Genomic DNA, 18,948 nt, shown 5'->3' on the forward strand with positions numbered 1-18,948 from the left:
GATCGGGTGCGTCCCTATCGTATCGCTCGCCCGCCGTCAGGGCGCGACGACGGTCGCAGGCGACGGACGAGCCGCGCGAGCGCGTCGCCGCCGAGCTGGAGAGAGCCGATGGCGCCGATGATCAGTACCAGACCGAGACCCTGGAGCGGCAGCAGGCGTTCGTCGAGGATCGCCCAGGCGGCGATCAGGGTGATCACCGGGCCGCTCAGCGCGATCAGGCTGGCGCGCGCCGCGCCGGTGTGGCGGATGCCCTCGAACAGCAGCAGGAAGGGGAGCACGGTGGCGATCACCACCATCAGCGCCACCCAGCCGAGGCCCTCGGCCGGGATGGCGAAGTCCGCGGGCGAGGCGCCGAGCAGCGCATAGCCGCAGAACACCAGGAAGGTGCTGGTGTTGGTGAGCGCGGTGCAGCGCGCCGAGCCGATGCGTCGGGCGGTGTCCTGGACCCACACCAGGAAGCAGGCATAGCTCGCCGCCGAGACGAGCCCGCAGGCGATGCCGATCCACCCGGCCGGGCCGAGATCGCCGGCGAGGCCCCGGGGGGCGAACAGCAGCGCCAGTCCGCCGTAGCAGACCACGAACACCGACAGCTCGCGCCGGGTGGGCCAGCGCCGCGCGCGCCAGGCGACGAGCAGCTGCACCATCAGCGGATAGGTGAACAGCAGCATCCGCGAGGGGCCCGCGCCGAGTCGGTCGATGGCGACGAAGTCGGCCACCGTCGCCAGGGTGAACAGCAGCCCGATGAGCAGCCCGTCGCGCCAGTCGCGCCCGGTGAGCGGCGCGGCGACGGGCGAGAGCGTGCGCGCGGCGATCCAGTAGAGCGGCATGGCCAGGGCGATGCGCAGCATCAGCATCCCGCCGAGGGTGATCCCGCTGGCCAGCGCGAGCTTGGCGAAGATGCCCTTGAAGGCGAAGCCGGCGTTGGCGAGCAGCACCATGATGAAGGCGCCGTGGGGGGTGGTCTGATGATTCATCGCCGTGGGTTGCCGGGTGGTTGTCGTGTCGCGCCGTCGCGGGCGCGGGGGTGAGAGCGAGTTCCGAAAATCGCTTGTCCGTCGTCGCCGCCCGGTCGGAGAATTCTCGCCGAGCACCAGCACATCCGCGCTCGGAGCGAACATGACCTCGACCATTGCACCCGATGATCTCGCACTCTACCGCAGCGCGCGGTTGCGCCGGGATGCCGATTTCGACGGTCGCTTCTACTTCGGGGTCAGGACCACCGGCGTCTTCTGTCGCCCCTCCTGTCCCGCGCCGCGGGCGCTGGAGGAGAACGTGGCCTATTTCGCGACCCTGTTCGAGGCCGTCGAGCAGGGCTTCCGGCCCTGTCTGCGCTGCCGCCCGGACATGCGTTCGTGGACGCGCCACGCCCACGTCGAGGGCGGACAGCTCGTCGCCATGGCGCTGGACCTGATCCAGCGCGGCTATCTGCACCACCACGGCGTCGACGACCTGGCCGCCGAGCTGCTGCTCTCGGCCCGCCAGCTCCGTGCCCTGTTCGTGCGTTTTCTCGGCGTCCCGCCGGTCAAGGTCGGGGCCTTGCAGAAGGCGGTGCTGGCCAAGGGGCTGCTGCTCGACTCGACCTTTCTGATCACCGACATCGCCTTCGCTTCGGGGTTCGGCTCGGTGCGGCAGTTCAACGAGGTGTTCGGGAAGGTCTTCGGTCAGACACCAGGGGCATTACGCGAGATGAGACGACACCAAGGTTTCGAGGACGGCTGTCTGTCCTATGCCCTCGACTACGACCCCGGATTCGACTTCGGTCGGGTCCTCGATTTCCTCCGCCGCCGCGCCATCCGCGGCGTCGAGGTCGTCACCACGACACAGTACGCGCGCACCTTCCGCGTCGCCCTGCTCGGGCGCGCGGAGGTCGCCGAGGGCTATTTCGTGGTGACCGACGACCCGGCGCGCTCGGCGCTGGCGCTGCGTATCCACTCCGCGCACATCGCCTGCGCGATGGAGATCGCCGCGCGGGTCAGGCGGATGTTCGATCTCGAGAGCCGTTTCGCCGAGATCCAGGCGCGCTTCGCCGCCGACGACCTGCTGCGCCCGGGACTGGAGGACGGCGCCGTGCCCCGGCTGTCGGTCGCCTTCGATCCGTTCGAGTTTGCGGTGCGGGCGATCCTCGGTCAGCAGGTCTCGGTGCGCTTCGCCGGGGAGCTGGCGGCGCGGTTGGCGGTGCGCGCCGCGCAGCCGACCCCGGCGGACTATCCCGAGGGGCTCGACTGGTTCTTCCCCGATCGCGCCCGGCTGGCGGGGTTGGATCTCTCCACGATCGGGCTCGCCAGGGCGCGTCAGGCCGCCGTCCACGCGCTCTGTCGGGCGCTGGAGGCGGGGGTGTTCTCGCTCTCGCCTCATCAGCCGGCCGACTCCTTCAAGCGCGACATCCTGTCGGTCAAGGGCATCGGCGAGTGGACCGCCGACTATGTGGCGATGCGCGGTCTGGGGCTGGTCGACAGCTTTCCGGTCACCGATCTGGGGATCGTCAAGACGCTGACGCGCGAGCGCCCGATGACACGCGCCGAGGCGCTGCGTCACGCCGAGCGCTGGCGGCCCTACCGGGCCTATGCCGCGCTCTGCCTGTGGAACACCAACGCGGTGCGTGCCGCGCCCGCCGAGCCTTGACCCGGCGCCGCGCCCGCGCGCACCCGCTCACCCTGGAGCCGAACCATGGACTACACCCGATTCGACACCCGACTCTGCGCCGTCGTCCTCGTCGGCGACGCGCGCGGACTGACACAGCTGCACCTCGACAGCGGCGCGCGCGCGTTCAGCATCGATCCCGACTGGCATCATCGCCCCGAGCGCTTCGCCGCCGCCCGGGCCGAGGTGAGGGCCTATCTCGACGGTGACAGGACGGCGTTCACGGTGCCCATCCACCCCACCGGCACGGACTTCCAGCGTCGGGTCTGGGCCCGGCTCGGCGAGATCCCCTACGGCACGCTGACCACCTATGGCGAGATCGCGCGCGCGATCGGACGGGCGGGCGCGGCCCGCGCGGTGGGCGCGGCCATCGGCCGCAACCCGATCCCGTTGATCATCCCCTGTCACCGGGTGATCGGCGCCGACGGCGGGCTCGCCGGTTTCGCCCACGGCTTGCGCATCAAGCAGGCGTTGATCGACCTGGAGGCCGGCGCGCACTGAACCACACCAGCAGGAGACGACCATGACTCAGACCCTCGCCTTCGACGTCTACGGCACCCTGATCGACACCCACGGGCTGATCCCGGCGCTGACCCCGCTGGTGGGCGAGGCCGCCCCGGCCTTCTCCCGCGAATGCTGGAGGTCGGTGAATGGTCAGGTGGCGTTTTGTGACTTTTCACCAGGAGCCGCTAGTCGCTCGGATCTTGGGTGGCAATCTCAGGTTCATGTCTTCATCCGTCTACAGCGGCTTTATGACGAGGCCTTGCCCTGTCGGTAATTCGAGAGCACTAAGGCCGAAGCGCGCGAGTAGCGGGTCTTCGGCCTCTTTCTGAGCGCGGTATCCGTGCCATCCGTAGTCATCTAGCACGATGATGCCTCCAGGGGTCAGTATTGGTAGGACACGTTCGAGTGTGGCAACTTCTGCTGGTGCTTGATTTAGGTCGATATGCGCAAAAGCGATGCTTTCTGGGAATCCCTGACTAAATGAGTTAGGGACGTGTCCCTTGATTACATGGATGCTTTTGTAATTGCGGAATCTTTTCTTGACTTCTTCGAATAGCTCCGGGCTGTGCCCTGGCAGGGCGTGGTTTGCTTCGATTCCAGTGTGCTCGAAAGCATCATAAAGCCAGTATTTTTTGTCGCTCGACTCGATGTCGATCCAGTCGGCAATAACATTGGCCGTGTTTCCCTGGTAAGCGCCGACCTCTAAAAAATCTCCAGGAAGATGTGTTGCGAGTCTTGCGAAATAGCAAAGAACGTATGTTCTCCAGATTATGGCCATCTCGATGTCTGACGTGGCATGGCGCTGTACCAGCTGCATGAATGAGCTATCAGTCATGAAGCTAAGGTTTCGGTTCCAAGAGATAATGTTGTCGGAGCAGAAGAAGCTTTTTGGTGTGGCGATACTCTTTTGAATGCCTTCGACGCTATGCTTGAATAGCTCTGCGTTTGTGATGTTGAAGTTCACGCCATTCACGATCATGTCTTTCTCCATGTTTCAGCATTACTTGTGGAAGGCCCGCGAATACCCTGTAATCAGAGAGCTGGTATTTTGGTGTTGCTCAAGTTCCTTGATTTCGGCGATGTCAGGTATAAAGCAGGCTTTCACGGTTGGGCCGTCCGTGTGGCCCTCTCCCTGATCAGGAGACGGGGAGGCATCGACCAAGCTGTGGGTTTCTGACCTCGCAGCATAGCTGGAGCAAGGGCTGGAGAGATGTTTATATCCCCAACCCCAGCCCATCAATGAACCCTCGCAACACCTCCGCCGAATGCGCCAGCGCCGCCCGTTCTTCGTCGTCGAGCGGGAGCGGCAGGGGCGCGCCGGCGCCCTCGATGCCGACCCGCACCGGGATGCTCAGACAGATGTCGTGGAGACCGTAGGCGCCGTCGAGTCGGGTGGTGACCGGGAGCACGCTGCCCTGGTCCTCCTGGATGGTGCGCACCAGGTGGGCGATGACCAGGCCGATGGCCCAGTTGGTGTAGCCCTTGCGCTCGATGATTGAGCCGGCGGCGCCGCGCACCTTGGCGAGCAGGGCGTCGCGGCAGGAGCGGTCGCAGCGCTTGCCGAGGATGTCGTGACCGCGGATCGGGGTGCCGCCGATGTTGGCCTGGCTCCACACCGCGAACTCGGAATCGCCGTGTTCGCCGAGGATCAGCGCGTGGACCGAGCGCGGGTCGACCTGGAAGTGCTCGGCGAGCAGGGTGCGCAGCCGGGTGGTGTCGAGCATGGTGCCGGTGCCGATGACACGGTGACGCGGACGGCTGGAGAGCTGCTCCATGGCGTAGGTGAGCAGGTCGACCGGGTTGGAGGCGATCAGCAGCAGCGCCTCCGGGGCGTGGCGGTCGAGCTGCTCGGCGATCTCGCGGAACACCGCGACATTGCGTTGCAGCAGCTCCAGTCGGCTCTCGCCGGGGCGCTGGGCGACCCCGGCGGTGACGATGACGATCTGTGCCCGCGCCAGATCGGCATAGTCGCCGGCGCGCACCCGGCGCCGTCCGACATAGCCCTGGGCGTGCATCAGGTCCATCGCCTCGCCCTCGGCGCGCGCCTGGTCGCGGTCGACCAGGATCAGCTCGTTGGCGATGCGTTGCTGGAACAGCGAGAAGGCGGCGGCCATGCCGACCTGGCCGGTGCCGACGATGCCGATGGTGTGAGGGTGAAGCATGATGGTCTCTCCGGTGTGGGTCAGGCCGGGCGCGCGTCGGGCCAGACCGGGTGATGGGTGTCGATGACGAAGTCGTGGGCGTGGCGCAGTGCCCGGTGGTGGTGCCGGTGGCGGTGCGGCTCCGGCCCCTCCCAGCCCGCGTGTGGATGATCGTGGTGGCTGTCGTGGGTATGGAGGTGGTCGTGGTCGAGCGCCCGGTGGTGGTGTTCGAGCACCGCGCGATCGTCGCGCGGCCACAGCCGGGCGGCGAGCGCGGTGCAGGCGAGCGCGGCCAGTCCCAGCAGGAGCGCGGTGGCGGGTGTGCCGAGGCTGGCGCCGAGCGCGCCGGCAAGCAGATAGAACACCAGCCAGCAGGCGTGCGAGAGCGAGAAGTGCGCCGAGAAGTAGGCGGCGCGATCACCGGCGGCGGCCGAGCGGTTGATCACCCGACCGGCGGGGGTCTGCACCAGTGAGAGACCTGCGCCGACCAGCACCCAGATGGCGAGCAGCCCGCCGAGGCCGGGGCCGCTGGCGACGAGCAGCAGCCCGGCGCCGAGCAGCGCCGCGCCGCCGAGCATCAACCGCCGTTCACTGATGTGCTCGAGCAGTCGCGGCACCGCCAGCGCGGTGAGCATCGAGCCGGCGCCGGTCGCGCCCAGGGCGATGGCCACCATCGACTCGCTGGCACCGAGGGTGTCGCGCACATAGACCACGGTGTTGACGATCACCATGGCGCTGGCACCGGCCACCGCGAGATAGAGCGCGAGCAGCCCGCGCAGACGCGGGGTGGCGAGATAGGCGCGCACGCCGAAGAGGATCTCGGCGCCGAGCGTGCCGGTGCGCTCCGGCGCTCTGGCCGCGGGCAGCAGGGTGCGCGCGACCAGCACCGCCGAGACGAGGAAGGCGAGGGCGTTGAGCGCGAACAGCCCGTCGTCGCTGATCAACAGCAGCGCCGCACCGGCGAGCAGCGGGCTGAGCAGCGCCTCGAGATCGTAGGCCAGACGCGAGAGCGCCAGGGCGCGGGTGTACTCGGCCTCGTCGGGGAGCAGGTCGGCGATGGTCGCGGAGAACACCGGCTTGAAGCCCGCGGCGCAGAGGTTGAGCAGGAAGATCAGCGCGAGCACCTGCCACAACGCGTCGACCCAGGGCAGGGCGAGCAGCACCGCGGCGCGGATCAGGTCCATGGTCACCAGGAAGGGGCGGCGCGGCAGGCGGTGCGCCAGCCCCCCGAACACCGGGGCGAAGAAGACATAGGCGACCATCTTCAACGCCAGCGCGGCGCCGAGGATGACCGCGGCCTGGGCGCCGCCGAGGGCGAAGGCGAGCAGGCTGAGCGCCACCGTGCTCATCCCGGTGCCGACCAGGGCGATCACCTGGGCGGTGAACAGCCGACGGAAGCGCGGGTTGGCCAGGACCTGTGGCGATGGAGCCGGTTTCATGGGGTCTGACTCGATGATCTGACGATGGGGCCGGAGCCCGCTGTTACCCCGACCATCGCACAAAATCGTCCCCGGGCAAACCGCTTCAGTCGCCCCCGCTCCACCAGCGCGGCAGCTCGGCGATGGAGTCGAGCACCGCCTCGGGGCGGATGTCGCTCGTCGCCAGCTCGTCGGCGCGGAACTTGCCGGTGCGCACCAGCAGGCCGCGCATCCCGGCGGCCTGGGCGCCGCCGACGTCGCCGCGCAGGTCGTCGCCGATCATCCAGGTGGTCGCGGGGCTGGCGCCGAGCGCCGCGAGGGCGCGTTCGAAGAAGGCCGCGGCGGGCTTGCCGAAGACCTGGGGCTCGCGCCCGCTGGCATGCGCCAGCGCCATCACGAAGGGCGCGGTGTCGAGGCGCAGCCCGTCCTCGGCGCGCCAGTAGCGGGTCATGCCGAGGGCGAGCAGGGGCGGGGCGTCGGGCTGCATGAGGAAGCGGAAGGCGCGGTTGAGGGTGGCGAAGTCCCACCCGGCGCCGAGATCGCCGACGACCACGGCGCCGGCGCGGTCGTGCTCGGGGTCGCGGGCGAGGGCGAGCCCGTCGAGGTCGGCCAGGGTGGCGTCGGGGACGAAGGCCGCGACCGGGCCGTCGACCTGTTCGCGCAGCCAGTCGGCGGCGGCCACCAGCGGGGTGAGGATGTGCGTCTCCTCGACCGTGATGCCGTGACCGGCGAGGCGCGCGACAAGCTGCGCGCGCGGGCGCGAGCTGGCGTTGGTGACGAAGCGGTGGGCCACCGCGTTGGCGCGCAGCCAGTCGAGGGTCTCGGCGGCGCCGGCGATGGCCTGCTCGCCCTGGTAGAGCACGCCGTCCATGTCGATCAGCAGGGCGGTGGATGGGTCTGGGCGCATGGCTCGCTCCTGTCACGGTCGGGGGCCGGGTGTGGATGACGATTCGGTTATCCACAGTTGCTGTGGTTCCATCTGTGGATAACCTGTGCGCGACGCGCTTAAGTGTCCGCCGATGTTGAAGTCTTTTTGGAGTGGACAAGCTTTGCCCGGTAGCGCGTGGCGAGAGGCGCGGGCGGCGGCGGGTGACGGGCCGCGAGCGGCGCGTTAGGCTCTGTGCGCGCGGCCCGTACTGTCGCGCCTCATCGCCAACGAGGGACCGGATCCATGCCCCTGATCGACATCATCGCCGGTGCACGCCCGAACTTCATGAAGATCGCGCCCATCATCCGCGCCCTGGAGCAGCGGCGCGCGGACGGCGGCGGGCTCGAGTATCGTCTGGTGCACACCGGACAGCATTACGACCGGCGGATGTCGGGCGACTTCTTCGAACAACTCGGGATCCCCGCGCCGGATATCAATCTCGAGGTCGGCTCCGGTACCCAGGCCGAGCAGACCGCGGCGATCATGACCCGCTACGAGCGGCTGCTGCTCGAGCACCCCGCCGCGCTCTGTCTGGTGGTGGGGGACGTCACCTCGACCATGGCCTGCGCCATCGCCGCGCAGAAGCTCGGGGTGCGGGTGGCGCACGTCGAGGGCGGCATCCGCTCCGGCGACTGGGGGATGCCCGAGGAGATCAACCGCATGGTGACCGATGCGATCACCAACTGGTTCTTCACCACCAGCGCGCACGCCAACGCCAATCTGCGCGCCGCCGGGGTGGGCGAGGAGCGGATCTTCTTCGTCGGCAACACCATGATCGACACCCTGCTGGCCAATCTCGACCGGCTGCGTCCGCCGCCGTGTTGGGACGATCTGGGGCTGAGGCCGGGCGAGTATTTCGTGCTCACCCTGCACCGCCCGGCCAATGTCGACGCCGACGGCGCCTTCGCGCGCATGCTCCGCGCGGTGGCCGAGCATACCCGCGGGCAGCCGGTGGTCTTCCCGGTGCATCCGCGCACCGCGCGCACCCTGGAGCGGCTCGACGCGGTGCCCGAGACCCTGCACCTGATCGAGCCCCAGCCCTATCTGGAGTTCAACCATCTGGTGCGTCACGCCCGCGCGGTGATCACCGACTCCGGCGGCATCACCGAGGAGACCACGGTGCTCGGGGTGCCCTGCCTGACCCTGCGCGATACCACCGAGCGCCCGGAGACGGTGGAGATCGGCACCAACCTGCTCGTCGGCACCGATCCCGAGCGTCTCGGCCCGGCGCTGGCGCGACTGTTCGATGGTCGCTGGCCGCGCGGCGAGATTCCCGAGCGCTGGGACGGGCGCGCCGGCGAGCGCATCGTCGCCCACCTGGAGCGGCTGCTCGGCACCGACTGACCCTCGTCGCCGGCGCTGGCCCGTCGCTTGCTTCGGAGAACAGCGCGAACGCACCGTGCGCGCTGCGGTGCGCTCGGGGGAGGCGTCCTTGCCCACGGATCGGGCGGAGCCTGGTCGATGCCGGTGCATGGCGGACGAGACAGGCCGGTGCGCGTCGCTGTATGGTTGGGTCCCCGACCCGGTTCGAGCGCCCCCGCCGGGGAAGCCGCTGCCACGTGAACGCCTCGCATTTGCAAGTTCGATGTGAAAGCAGCCATCGAGTTGGAATATAATCGCCGTTTATCTGCAATATCCGGTGGACATCACCGCACGCGGGCCGATGTCCGGCACCGTCCAGCCCCCCGAGGTCGACGAGACGAACTGCCGCGTTGCGCGGGGTGTTGATTCGTGCCCTTGGCGGCGTATATTAATAACTGAGCAAATTACTGAGAATAAGCGGAGCCTGGAGCGATGACCTCAACCCCAGCCGTCGAAGACATCGTCGGATCCGAGTACGAGCACGGTTTCACCACCGAGATCGAGTCCGATACCCTGCCGCCGGGGCTGGACGAGGACGTGGTGCGCGCGATCTCGGCACGCAAGGGCGAGCCCGAGTTCATGACCGAGTGGCGGCTCAAGGCCTATCGCCACTGGCTGACCATGACGCCGCCGAACTGGGCCGATGTCGATCATCCGCCGATCGACTTCCAGGCGATCTCCTACTACTCCGCGCCCAAGCGCCCCGAGGACGGCCCCAAGAGCCTCGACGAGGTCGATCCCGCGCTGCTCGAGACCTACGAGAAGCTCGGCATCCCCATCGAGGAGCAGAAGGCGCTCGCCGGGGTGGCGGTCGATGCGGTGTTCGACAGCGTCTCGGTGGCCACCACCTTCCGCGAGACCCTGGCCGAGGCCGGAGTGATCTTCTGCTCGATCTCCGAGGCGGTGCACGCCTACCCCGAGCTGGTCAAGCAGTACCTCGGCTCGGTGGTGCCGCACACCGACAACTACTTCGCCTGTCTCAACGCGGCGGTGTTCAGCGACGGCACCTTCGTCTACATCCCCGAGGGGGTGCGCTGCCCGATGGAGCTGAGCACCTACTTCCGCATCAACGCCCGCAACACCGGGCAGTTCGAGCGCACCCTGATCGTCGCCGAGGCGGGCAGCTACGTCAGCTATCTGGAGGGCTGTACCGCACCGCAGCGCGACGAGAACCAGCTCCACGCCGCCGTCGTCGAGCTGATCGCGCTCGATGACGCCGAGATCAAGTACTCGACGGTGCAGAACTGGTATCCGGGCGACGCCCAGGGACGCGGCGGTATCTACAACTTCGTCACCAAGCGCGGCGACTGCCGCGGCGCGCGCTCGAAGATCTCCTGGACCCAGGTCGAGACCGGTTCGGCGATCACCTGGAAGTATCCGAGCTGCCTGCTGCGCGGCGAGGACGCGGTCGGCGAGTTCTACTCGGTGGCGGTGACCAAGGGTCGCCAGCAGGCCGACACCGGCACCAAGATGATCCACATCGGTCCCAACACCCGCTCGACCATCGTCTCCAAGGGCATCTCGGCGGGCGAGGGGCGCCAGACCTATCGCGGGCTGGTGCGGATCGGTCAGCGCGCGGCCAACGCGCGCAACCACACCCAGTGCGACTCGCTGCTGATCGGCGATCGTTGCACCGCCAACACCGTGCCCTACATCGAGGTCAAACACCCCTCGGCGAACATGGAGCACGAGGCGACCACCTCCAAGATCAGCGACGACCAGCTCTTCTACTGCCGCGCCCGCGGGCTCAGCGAGGAGGATGCGGTGTCGATGATCGTCAACGGGTTCTGCAAGGAAGTCTTCAACGAGCTCCCGATGGAGTTCGCGGTCGAGGCGCAGAAGCTGCTCAGCATCAGCCTGGAAGGTGCGGTCGGCTAGCGCCGCGCGGGCTCGGCGAAACAACACGCAAGATTCGGACAGGGAACCCGCGCGGGTTCCGGACGATTGGGAGAGGACGATGCTATCTGTCACTGGCCTGCGGGCCAACGTCGGCGACAAAGAGATCCTGCGCGGGCTGGACCTGCGCATCGGCCCCGGCGAGGTGCACGCCATCATGGGCCCCAACGGCTCGGGCAAGAGCACGCTCGCGCATGTGCTCTCGGGCCGCGAGGGCTATGCCGTCACCGGCGGCACGGCGAGCTTCGAGGGGCGCGACCTGCTCGCGCTCGAGCCCGAGGAGCGCGCCCAGCTCGGGCTGTTTCTCGCCTTCCAGTACCCGGTCGAGCTGCCGGGGGTGAACAACACCTACTTCCTCAAGTCCGCGCTCAACAGCATCCGCAAGGCGCGTGGCGAGGACGAGCTCGATGCGGTCTCCTTCATGCGCCTGATCAAGGAGAAGCTGAAGGTGCTGCACCTCGACGACTCGCTGCTCAAGCGCGCGGTCAACGCCGGCTTCTCCGGCGGCGAGAAGAAGCGCAACGAGATCTTCCAGATGGCGCTGCTCGAGCCCAAGCTGGCGATCCTCGACGAGACCGACTCCGGACTCGACATCGACGCCCTGCGGGTGGTCTCGGAGGGCGTCAACGCGCTGCGCAGCCCCGAGCGATCGATGATCGTGGTCACCCACTACCAGCGTCTGCTCGACTACATCGAGCCCGATTTCGTCCACGTCCTCTACAAGGGCCGGATCATCCGCTCCGGCGGCAAGGAGCTGGCGCTCGAACTCGAGCAGCACGGCTACGGCTGGATCACCGACGAGGGCGCGGCGGCATGAGTGGCGAGCTGGCGACCTGGCTCGGGGCCGCCACCCCGAACGGCGGCCCGGCGTGGCTCGAGGCCTGGCGCACGAGTGCGCGCGAGCGGGCGACGGCGCTCGGTGTTCCGGGGAGCAAGCAGGAGGCGTGGCGCTACACCAACCCGCGCCGACTGTTCGAGCAGGCGTTCGACGAGGGCGCGGCGGTGCTCGCCGCCGAGGCGCTGGCGCCGCTGCTGGTCGAGGGCCTCGAGGCCGATCGGGTGGTGCTGGTCAATGGCCGGTATGCCCCCGAGCACGGCCGGCTCGGCGCGCTCCCCGAGGGCGTGCGGATCGACTCGCTGGCGCGCTTGATCGCCGAGGATCCGGAGGCGGTGCGCCCCCATCTCGGTGCGCTCGCCGACGATCCCGCCGCGCTCTTCCCGGCGCTCAACGCCGCCGGCGGCGCCGACGGGCTGGTGGTGCTGCTTGCGCCCGGCGCGCGGCTCGAGCGCCCGCTCGAACTGCTCCACGTCACCACCGGCGAGCGCCCGACGCTGGCCCAGCCGCGCCACCTGATCGTGCTCGGCGAGGGCGCCGAGGCACGGCTCGTCGAGCGCTATGTCGGGGCCGAGCCGAGCATCGCGCACGCCACCAACGCCGTGCTCGAGATCGACCTCGCGGCCGAGGCGCGGCTCGATCATGAGCGCATCCAGCACGACTCGGCCGAGTCGTTCCATCTCAGCACGCTCTATCTGCACCAGCAGGCGCGCAGCCGCTATCAGGGGCTCAACATCGGTCTCGGCGGGCGCTGGGCGCGCACCGACATCAACACCCGTTTCGCCGGGCCGGGGGCCGAGTGCGTGCTCCACGGGCTCTATCTCTCGGGCGACGGTCAGCTCATCGACTATCACCTCGATGTCGACCACGCGGTGCCCGACTGCACCAGCGTCGAGCTGTTCAAGGGCATCCTCTACGGTCAGGGACGCGCGGTGTTCGACGGTCGGGTGTTCGTCGCCCAGGACGCCCAGCGCACCGACGCGGCGATGTCCAACCGCAATCTGATGCTCTCCGAGCGCGCCGAGATCGACACCAAGCCGCAGCTCGAGATCAACGCCGACGACGTCAAGTGCAGCCACGGCACCACGGTCGGTCAGATCGACCCGCAGATGCTGTTCTATCTGCGCGCCCGCGGCATCCCCGAGGCCAGCGCCCGGCGCATGCTCTGTCTCGGTTTCGCCGAGGAGATCATCGGGCGGCTCGGCGACGAGGCGCTGCGCGCCGAGATCGCGGCCCTGGTCGGCGACCGGCTCGAGGCCGCGCCCCTGGACTGAGCGGTGTCGGCGCCCGCGCGGGCGCCGGCCCGTCGGCATCATCTGCAGTCGAAGAGGTTCGCATCCATGAACAGACTGGCCCGCCTCGCCGGATTCGGCAAACGCGAGCAGGACCACGAGGACGAGGTGGCGGCGCTCGCCGCCGACGCCGGGCGTGACGCCACCGAGGTCGAGGACGCACCGCCGGCGGTCGTCGACGCCGAGGCCCTGCGCGAGTCGATCGTCACCGCCCTGCGCGGCGTCCACGACCCGGAGATCCCGGTCAACATCTATGACCTCGGCCTGATCTACACCATCGACATCGCCGCCGACGGCGCGGTGGCCGTGGAGATGACCCTCACCGCCCCCGGTTGTCCGGTCGCCGGGATGATGCCCTTGATGGTCAAACAGGCGGTGGCGCGGGTCGAGGGCGTCGGCGAGGTCGATGTCGCGCTGGTGTGGGATCCGCCCTGGACCCAGGAGCGGATGAGCGACGAGGCCCGGCTCCAGCTCGGGCTGATGTGATCCCGCCCGCGCCCGGCGCTCAGTCCGGGCGCAGCAGCGCCAGCGGCACCTCCAGCTCGGCGCGACTCAGCCCGCCGTGCACCCCGACCACCGGGTGGGGGCGCTCGTTCGGCAGGCGATCGACGACGATCGCGTTGTCGCGCGCGAGCAGACAGTAGTCGCCGATCCGCTCGGCCAGTCGCGGGTTGCGCTCGCCGCTGCCGAACATCCCCAGCTCGATCAGCCGGTTGCTCGGCACCACCTCCACCCGCTCGGCCAGATGCGCCTCGCAGTAGTCGAGGAACTGGCGCTCGCGCCCCGAGCGCAGATAGCAGAAGGCCGCGCGCGGCTCGCCGCACAGCGGCAGCGCCAGACACTCGGCCAGCTCCGGGTGGTCGTCGAGATCGACACGGGTCTCGGGGGTGCTGTCGACCTGGCCGTGGTCGGCGCACACCAGCACCTGGGTGTCGGTCCCCGTGATCTGTTCGAGAAAGCGCGCGAGCGCGGCCTCGATCTGCGCCAGATGACCGACCGCCGCCGCGCTCTCGATACCCTGCTGGTGACCGATGGTGTCGAGCCTCGGCCAGTAGAGATAGAGATAGCGCGGGGCGGCGTCGTGACGGCGCCGACCGGGACGCCAGGGGGCGGCGCGGATCACCCGCGCGGCCTGGCCGAACATGTCGTCGAGCCCCTGGAAGCCGAGCCGCTCGGCCTGCCCGCTGTGGGCGCGGTTGAAGTCGGAGTCGATGATGAACTGCGGCGCGATCACGCTCGAACGGGTGGCGATGCGGTCGAACACCGGGCGGGTGCCGAACAGCCGCGCCGGGTCGATCCCGGCGCGCGCGTAGGAGACCCCGCCGTAGCGCGGGGTGCCGGGCAGCACCGCCATCACGCAGCCGAGTTCGCGCAGATAGGTGTGCCAGCCGGTCAGCCCGTGACGCAGCGGCGCGTCGCCGGTGAGATAGGTGGTGATGGCCGCGGCGGTGGTCGCCGGGAACACCGTGCTCAGGGTAGCGATGCGATGACGCGCGAGCAGCCCCTCGGGGGCGTGGCGCCGCAGCCAGTCGGCGCCCAGCCCGTCGATCACCAGCAGCACCAGGTTGCGGGTGTCGGCCAGTCGCGCCGGGGGCAGGGCGGTGAGCGTCGGCGTCTCCGGCTGGCCGCCGCGCGCGGCGATCAGCGTGCTCATCAGGTTGACGATGCCGCCGCCGGCGTAGTCGGGACGGTGATGCTCGAGCAGCGAGCGGGGCTCGGGTCGGGTCATGCCTTCTCCTCGGGGCGGTTGGCGCGTGGTCACCGGATGGCGGCCCGCTCCCCGACGCTACCACACCAGCAGCAGGATGAGCCCGCCGAGCGCCACGCGGTAGAGCACGAAGGGCAACATGCTGACGCGCTCGATGAAGCGCAGGAACAGATGGATGGTGAGATAGGCAAAGAGCATCGACCACACCGCGCCGAGCGCCAACCCCATCCAGTCGACCGCAGCGCCCTGTCCGGCCAGCTCGATACCCTCGACCGTGCCCGCCATGAGGATGGTGGGGATCGCCAGCAGGAAGGAGAAGCGCGAGGCGGCGCGCCGGGTCAGCCCGAGCAGCAGCCCGGCGGTGATGGTGATGCCCGAGCGCGAGGTGCCGGGGATGATCGCCAGCGCCTGCATCACCCCCACCACCAGCGCCCCGCGCCAGCCCAGGCTGTATTCGTCGCGCCGCCGCGCGCCGCGCCAGTCGCTCCACCACAGCAGCAGGCCGAAGCCGATGCTGGTGGCGGCGATCACCTTGGCGATCAGCGTCGGGTCGTCGCGGAGGAACTCCAGCACCAGCTTGAGCGGCAGCCCGAGCAGCACCACCGGCACGGTGGCGAGCACGATCATCCAGCCGAGCCGGGCGTCGGGATCATCGAACCGACGGTGACGCAGCGAGCCGAGCACGGCGACCGTCATGCGCGCGATCTCGCGGCGGAAGTAGAGGGTCACGGCGCCGAGGGTGCCGAGGTGCAGGGCGACGTCGAAGGCCAGCTCCTGCAGCTCGAAGCCGAACAGCAGCGGGGTGAGGATCAGGTGCCCGGAGCTGGAGATGGGGAGAAATTCGGTGACGCCCTGCACCAGGGCGAGGAGGATGATCTCTAGGGTGTCCACCAAGGGTAACTCCTGGATACGGGGGCGGCAGTATACTGCCGATCAGTCATCGACGAGCGCCAGCGCGCGCCAGCGCGCGCGCGGCGGCAAGGTCGGGCTGGCCAGCGCGGCGATGTAGCCGGGGGCGGGGCGGCAGTGGGCGATGCGCGGCAGTGGGCTTGCCGCCGCGCGCGGGCGCATCAGCCCGCGCCCGTCGCACTTGGCATCGGCCTCGAGCGCGGTCCAGGCGCGACAGAAGGGCACCAGCCGCGCCTCCTCGGGGTGGGCGAGCACCGCCGCGCAGGTGGCGGGGTCGAACATCCGCCGCGCCACCGCCGCGAGCCGCGCGCGCGGGCGGATCCACTCGCAGTCGACGCCGAGCTCGGCCCGTGGCCCGCTGCCGCGGCGCACCCCGAGCAGCGCCAGCTCGCCGCTGGTGGTGAGATTGAAGGCGAGCGCCGCCTGCCTCGCGTCGAGATAGGGCTTGCCGTTGGCGCCCTTGACCAGTTGCGGCGGCTCGCCCAGATAGTGCCCGAGCACCCGTCTCAGCCCGGCCTGGGCGCGAACGGCGCGGGCGTGCTGGGCCGGGTCGCGGATGCGCGCGAGCCGCGCCAGGTGCGCCGTCTCGAGCACGGCGCGCGCCGTCTCGAGCGCCTGGCCGTGGTGCTCGCCGGTATCGATCCGCCACAGATGGATCTCGTCGTCGCCGAGTGCGGGCGCGGTGCTCGCCGGTTGCCAGTGGAGGTCTTCGTCGGTCATCGTTCGGGTCCTGTCGCGCGGCGCCGGGAGATCGCCGCCGCTGTGCTCGGGTATGATGCCACGGGCGCGACGCCGGCGTGGTCGTGACGCCGCGCCCGGTTTTCCCTTTTCGCAACGATGAACGAGAGTCAATGATCAGCATCACCGAGACCATCAGCCAGGAACTCGCGGTCCGACCGGAGCAGGTGGAGGCGGCCGTGCGGCTGCTCGACGAGGGCGCCACCGTGCCCTTCATCGCGCGCTATCGCAAGGAGGTCACCGGCGGTCTCGATGACGTCCAGCTGCGTCATCTGCAGGAGCGGCTGGTCTATCTGCGCGAGCTCGACGAGCGCCGCGTTACCGTGCTCAAGAGCATCGAGGAGCAGGGCAAGCTCACCGCCGAGCTGCACGCCGAGATCGTCGCGGCCGAGACCAAGCAGCGGCTCGAGGACCTCTATCTGCCGCACAAGCCGAAGCGTCGCACCAAGGCGCAGATCGCCCGCGAGGCCGGGCTCGAGCCGCTGGCCGAGGCGCTGCTCGCCGATCCCACCCAGGTGCCCGAGCAGTGCGCCGCGGCCTATGTCGAGGCCGAGCGCGGGGTGGCCGATGCCGAGGCCGCACTCGAGGGCGCGCGCCAGATCCTCATGGAGCGCTTCGCCGAGGACGCCGAACTCGCCGGCGAGCTGCGCGACCGGTTGTGGGAGCAGGGCATCCTGGTCTCGCGGGTGCTCGAGGGCAAGGAGCAGGAGGGCAACAAGTTCGCCGACTACTTCGACTATCGCGAGGCGATCGCCAAGATCCCCTCGCACCGCGCCCTGGCGCTGTTTCGCGGTCGCAACCAGGGGGTGCTCGCGCTGGAGCTGCTGTCGGGTCCCGGCGAGGACCCCGACGCCCCCTGCCGCGCGCGCATCGCCGCGCGCTTCGGCATCGCCCAGCAGGGCCGCGCCGCCGACGACTGGCTGGTCGAGACGGTGCGCAAGTGCTGGCGCGTCAAGCTCCTCACCCGACTCGATCTGGAGCTCAAGGGGCGGCTGCTGGAGGCCGCCGAGGGCGAGGCGATCCGCGTCTTCGGTCTCAACCTCAAGGCGCTGCTGTTGGCCGCGCCGGCCGGGCGGCTGCCGACCCTCGGGCTCGACCCGGGGCTGCGCACCGGGGTCAAGGTGGCGGTGGTCGACGCCACCGGGCGGGTGGTCGACACCGACACCATCTATCCGCACGCGCCGCGCAAGCAGTGGGACGACGCCATCGCCCGGCTCGCCGAGCTGGCGCGACAGAACGCGGTCAAGCTGGTGAGCATCGGCAACGGTACCGCCTCGCGCGAGACCGACCGGCTGGTGCGCGAGCTGATCGAGCGTCACCCCGAGCTGGGGCTGCGCTCGCTGGTGGTCAGCGAGGCCGGCGCCTCGGTCTACTCGGCCTCGGAGTTCGCCTCCAAGGAGCTGCCGCTCCTCGACGTCTCGCTGCGCGGCGCGGTGTCGATCGCGCGGCGGCTGCAGGACCCGCTCGCCGAGCTGGTCAAGATCGAGCCCAAGGCGATCGGCGTCGGCCAGTACCAGCACGACGTCAACCAGGGTCAGCTCGCGCGCACCCTGGACGCGGTGGTGGAGGACTGCGTCAACGCCGTCGGTGTCGATCTCAACACCGCCTCGGTGCCGCTGCTCGCCCAGGTCTCGGGGCTCAACCGCGGGCTGGCCGAGAACATCGTCCAGTTCCGCGAGGACCACGGCGCCTTCGCCAACCGCAAGGCGCTGATGGCGGTGTCGCGCTTCGGCGACAAGACCTTCCAGCAGAGCGCCGGCTTCCTCCGGGTGCCCGACGGCGACGAGCCGCTCGATGCCTCGGCGGTGCATCCCGAGGCCTATCCGGTGGTGCGGCGCATCGTCGCGCACACCGGCAAGGAGATCGGCGCGCTGATCGGCGACACCGCAACGCTGCGCGCGCTCGACCCGGCCGCGTTCACCGACGAGCGTTTCGGCCTGCCGACGGTGCGCGACATCCTCGCCGAGCTGGAGAAGCCCGGTCGCGACCCGCGCCCGGAGTTCAAGACCGCGCAGTTCAAGGAGGGCGTCGAGACCCTGGCCGATCTCAAGCCGGGGATGGTGCTCGAGGGCACGGTGACCAATGTCACCAACTTCGGTGCCTTCGTCGACATCGGCGTGCACCAGGACGGTCTGGTGCACATCTCGGCGCTCGCCGATCGCTTCGTCAAGGACCCGCATGCGGTGGTCAAGTCGGGCGATCTGGTCAAGGTCAAGGTGCTCGAGGTCGATCTCGAGCGCAAGCGCATCGCCCTCACCCGGCGCCTCGGCGACGAGGATGGCACCAAGGGCGGGGCGAGCGGGCGCGGCAAGGCGCCGGCGCGTGCCGCGGGCGAGGCGGCCAGGTCGGGCCAGCGCCCGGCCCGGCCCAAGGCCAAGTCGGACAAGCCGCGTCAGGGTGGAGAGCGCCGCCAGGGCGGCGAGCGGCGTCAGCGCGGCGCCGGGCAGGGCGCTGCCGCGCTCGGCGGCGCCATGGCCGAGGCCTTCGCCAAGGCGCGCAAGGGCTGAACGGCCCAGGCGAGCGCCCGCTCCGGGGCGCTCGCGACGGCGCCGCCCTCGGGCGGCGGCGCCGTGCGCA

At 69.7% G+C, this 18,948-nt stretch carries 17 protein-coding genes; 9 read left to right on the plus strand and 8 right to left on the minus strand.

Annotated features, from left to right (window positions below):
• Positions 1-14: 14 nt before the first annotated feature.
• The gene (locus EBL85_RS08170) at positions 15-974 is read right to left on the minus strand and encodes a DMT family transporter (protein WP_123142642.1); all 960 of its coding nucleotides are present in this window, start codon (positions 972-974) and stop codon (positions 15-17) included.
• 142 nt (positions 975-1,116) lie between these two features.
• On the opposite strand from EBL85_RS08170, the gene EBL85_RS08175 reads away from it, so the two are divergent.
• Genes EBL85_RS08175 through EBL85_RS17620 form a run of 3 tightly spaced genes read left to right on the plus strand, consistent with a single transcriptional unit; the run spans position 1,117 to position 3,418 of the window.
• Entirely contained in the window at positions 1,117-2,622 is a 1,506-nt protein-coding gene (locus EBL85_RS08175; RefSeq protein ID WP_123142643.1) for a DNA-3-methyladenine glycosylase 2 family protein, read from the plus strand.
• Positions 2,623-2,667: 45 nt separating this feature from the next.
• A complete protein-coding gene (locus tag EBL85_RS08180; RefSeq protein ID WP_123142644.1) occupies positions 2,668-3,141 on the plus strand; it encodes a methylated-DNA--[protein]-cysteine S-methyltransferase in 474 nt (157 codons plus the stop codon).
• 22 nt (positions 3,142-3,163) lie between these two features.
• The gene (locus EBL85_RS17620; RefSeq protein WP_190288058.1) at positions 3,164-3,418 is read left to right on the plus strand and encodes a hypothetical protein; all 255 of its coding nucleotides are present in this window, start codon (positions 3,164-3,166) and stop codon (positions 3,416-3,418) included.
• Here the strand turns inward: EBL85_RS17620 and EBL85_RS08190 are convergent.
• The 4 genes from EBL85_RS08190 to EBL85_RS08205 all read right to left on the minus strand — a co-directional run bounded on the left by EBL85_RS08190 (position 3,380) and on the right by EBL85_RS08205 (position 7,610).
• On the minus strand, positions 3,380-4,135 hold the full coding sequence (locus tag EBL85_RS08190) for a class I SAM-dependent methyltransferase (RefSeq protein WP_223806098.1): 756 nt from the start codon (positions 4,133-4,135) through the stop codon (positions 3,380-3,382). The genes EBL85_RS17620 and EBL85_RS08190 overlap by 39 nt on opposite strands.
• Positions 4,136-4,358: 223 nt before the next feature.
• A complete protein-coding gene (locus EBL85_RS08195; protein ID WP_123142646.1) occupies positions 4,359-5,306 on the minus strand; it encodes an L-lactate dehydrogenase in 948 nt (315 codons plus the stop codon).
• A 20-nt stretch (positions 5,307-5,326) separates the two neighbouring features.
• A complete protein-coding gene (locus EBL85_RS08200; RefSeq protein ID WP_123142647.1) occupies positions 5,327-6,724 on the minus strand; it encodes an MFS transporter in 1,398 nt (465 codons plus the stop codon).
• An 85-nt stretch (positions 6,725-6,809) separates the two neighbouring features.
• Entirely contained in the window at positions 6,810-7,610 is an 801-nt protein-coding gene (locus EBL85_RS08205; protein WP_123142648.1) for a TIGR01458 family HAD-type hydrolase, read from the minus strand.
• A gap of 264 nt (positions 7,611-7,874) precedes the next feature.
• Here EBL85_RS08205 and wecB point away from each other — a divergent pair, with 264 nt between their 5' ends.
• From wecB to EBL85_RS08235, 5 genes are all read left to right on the plus strand, one after another.
• Complete coding sequence (wecB, locus tag EBL85_RS08210; RefSeq protein WP_123142649.1) at positions 7,875-8,975, plus strand: non-hydrolyzing UDP-N-acetylglucosamine 2-epimerase; 1,101 nt, start codon at positions 7,875-7,877, stop codon at positions 8,973-8,975.
• 450 nt (positions 8,976-9,425) lie between these two features.
• On the plus strand, positions 9,426-10,871 hold the full coding sequence (gene sufB, locus EBL85_RS08215) for a Fe-S cluster assembly protein SufB (RefSeq protein ID WP_123141681.1): 1,446 nt from the start codon (positions 9,426-9,428) through the stop codon (positions 10,869-10,871).
• 79 nt (positions 10,872-10,950) lie between these two features.
• A complete protein-coding gene (sufC, locus tag EBL85_RS08220; protein ID WP_123141680.1) occupies positions 10,951-11,706 on the plus strand; it encodes a Fe-S cluster assembly ATPase SufC in 756 nt (251 codons plus the stop codon).
• Entirely contained in the window at positions 11,703-12,998 is a 1,296-nt protein-coding gene (sufD, locus tag EBL85_RS08225) for a Fe-S cluster assembly protein SufD (RefSeq protein ID WP_123141679.1), read from the plus strand. The genes sufC and sufD overlap by 4 nt, the downstream gene beginning before the upstream one ends.
• A gap of 66 nt (positions 12,999-13,064) precedes the next feature.
• The gene (locus EBL85_RS08235; protein WP_123141678.1) at positions 13,065-13,502 is read left to right on the plus strand and encodes an SUF system Fe-S cluster assembly protein; all 438 of its coding nucleotides are present in this window, start codon (positions 13,065-13,067) and stop codon (positions 13,500-13,502) included.
• A gap of 19 nt (positions 13,503-13,521) precedes the next feature.
• Here the strand turns inward: EBL85_RS08235 and EBL85_RS08240 are convergent, their stop codons facing one another.
• The 3 genes from EBL85_RS08240 to EBL85_RS08250 are packed head-to-tail and all read right to left on the minus strand — an operon-like array spanning position 13,522 to position 16,353.
• Positions 13,522-14,745 carry an alkaline phosphatase family protein gene (locus tag EBL85_RS08240; RefSeq protein WP_123142650.1) on the minus strand — a complete coding sequence of 408 codons (1,224 nt, stop codon included), beginning with the start codon at positions 14,743-14,745 and terminating at the stop codon, positions 13,522-13,524.
• A gap of 57 nt (positions 14,746-14,802) precedes the next feature.
• On the minus strand, positions 14,803-15,615 hold the full coding sequence (locus EBL85_RS08245; RefSeq protein ID WP_123142651.1) for an undecaprenyl-diphosphate phosphatase: 813 nt from the start codon (positions 15,613-15,615) through the stop codon (positions 14,803-14,805).
• Between the two features lie 42 nt (positions 15,616-15,657).
• Positions 15,658-16,353, minus strand: a complete 696-nt coding sequence (locus EBL85_RS08250) for a 4'-phosphopantetheinyl transferase superfamily protein (RefSeq protein ID WP_123142652.1) — start codon at positions 16,351-16,353, stop codon at positions 15,658-15,660.
• 131 nt (positions 16,354-16,484) lie between these two features.
• Here EBL85_RS08250 and EBL85_RS08255 point away from each other — a divergent pair, with 131 nt between their 5' ends.
• Complete coding sequence (locus EBL85_RS08255; RefSeq protein WP_123142653.1) at positions 16,485-18,878, plus strand: Tex family protein; 2,394 nt, start codon at positions 16,485-16,487, stop codon at positions 18,876-18,878.
• Positions 18,879-18,948 lie beyond the last annotated feature (70 nt).

This window comes from Marichromatium sp. AB32 (assembly GCF_003718675.1).
GTDB lineage: Bacteria > Pseudomonadota > Gammaproteobacteria > Chromatiales > Chromatiaceae > Marichromatium > Marichromatium gracile.

Bases quoted from the DNA above. Each gene is read 5' to 3' on its own strand.
- EBL85_RS08195 (WP_123142646.1), bottom strand. From the start codon at position 5,306: ATGCTTCACCCTCACACCATCGGCATCGTCGGCACCGGCCAGGTCGGC.
- EBL85_RS08235 (WP_123141678.1), top strand. From the start codon at position 13,065: ATGAACAGACTGGCCCGCCTCGCCGGATTCGGCAAACGCGAGCAGGAC.
- sufD (WP_123141679.1), top strand. From the start codon at position 11,703: ATGAGTGGCGAGCTGGCGACCTGGCTCGGGGCCGCCACCCCGAACGGC.
- EBL85_RS08250 (WP_123142652.1), bottom strand. From the start codon at position 16,353: ATGACCGACGAAGACCTCCACTGGCAACCGGCGAGCACCGCGCCCGCA.
- EBL85_RS08170 (WP_123142642.1), bottom strand. From the start codon at position 974: ATGAATCATCAGACCACCCCCCACGGCGCCTTCATCATGGTGCTGCTC.
- EBL85_RS08190 (WP_223806098.1), bottom strand. From the start codon at position 4,135: ATGGAGAAAGACATGATCGTGAATGGCGTGAACTTCAACATCACAAAC.
- EBL85_RS17620 (WP_190288058.1), top strand. From the start codon at position 3,164: ATGACTCAGACCCTCGCCTTCGACGTCTACGGCACCCTGATCGACACC.
- EBL85_RS08240 (WP_123142650.1), bottom strand. From the start codon at position 14,745: ATGACCCGACCCGAGCCCCGCTCGCTGCTCGAGCATCACCGTCCCGAC.
- EBL85_RS08180 (WP_123142644.1), top strand. From the start codon at position 2,668: ATGGACTACACCCGATTCGACACCCGACTCTGCGCCGTCGTCCTCGTC.
- EBL85_RS08200 (WP_123142647.1), bottom strand. From the start codon at position 6,724: ATGAAACCGGCTCCATCGCCACAGGTCCTGGCCAACCCGCGCTTCCGT.
- EBL85_RS08175 (WP_123142643.1), top strand. From the start codon at position 1,117: ATGACCTCGACCATTGCACCCGATGATCTCGCACTCTACCGCAGCGCG.
- wecB (WP_123142649.1), top strand. From the start codon at position 7,875: ATGCCCCTGATCGACATCATCGCCGGTGCACGCCCGAACTTCATGAAG.
- EBL85_RS08255 (WP_123142653.1), top strand. From the start codon at position 16,485: ATGATCAGCATCACCGAGACCATCAGCCAGGAACTCGCGGTCCGACCG.
- sufC (WP_123141680.1), top strand. From the start codon at position 10,951: ATGCTATCTGTCACTGGCCTGCGGGCCAACGTCGGCGACAAAGAGATC.
- EBL85_RS08205 (WP_123142648.1), bottom strand. From the start codon at position 7,610: ATGCGCCCAGACCCATCCACCGCCCTGCTGATCGACATGGACGGCGTG.
- sufB (WP_123141681.1), top strand. From the start codon at position 9,426: ATGACCTCAACCCCAGCCGTCGAAGACATCGTCGGATCCGAGTACGAG.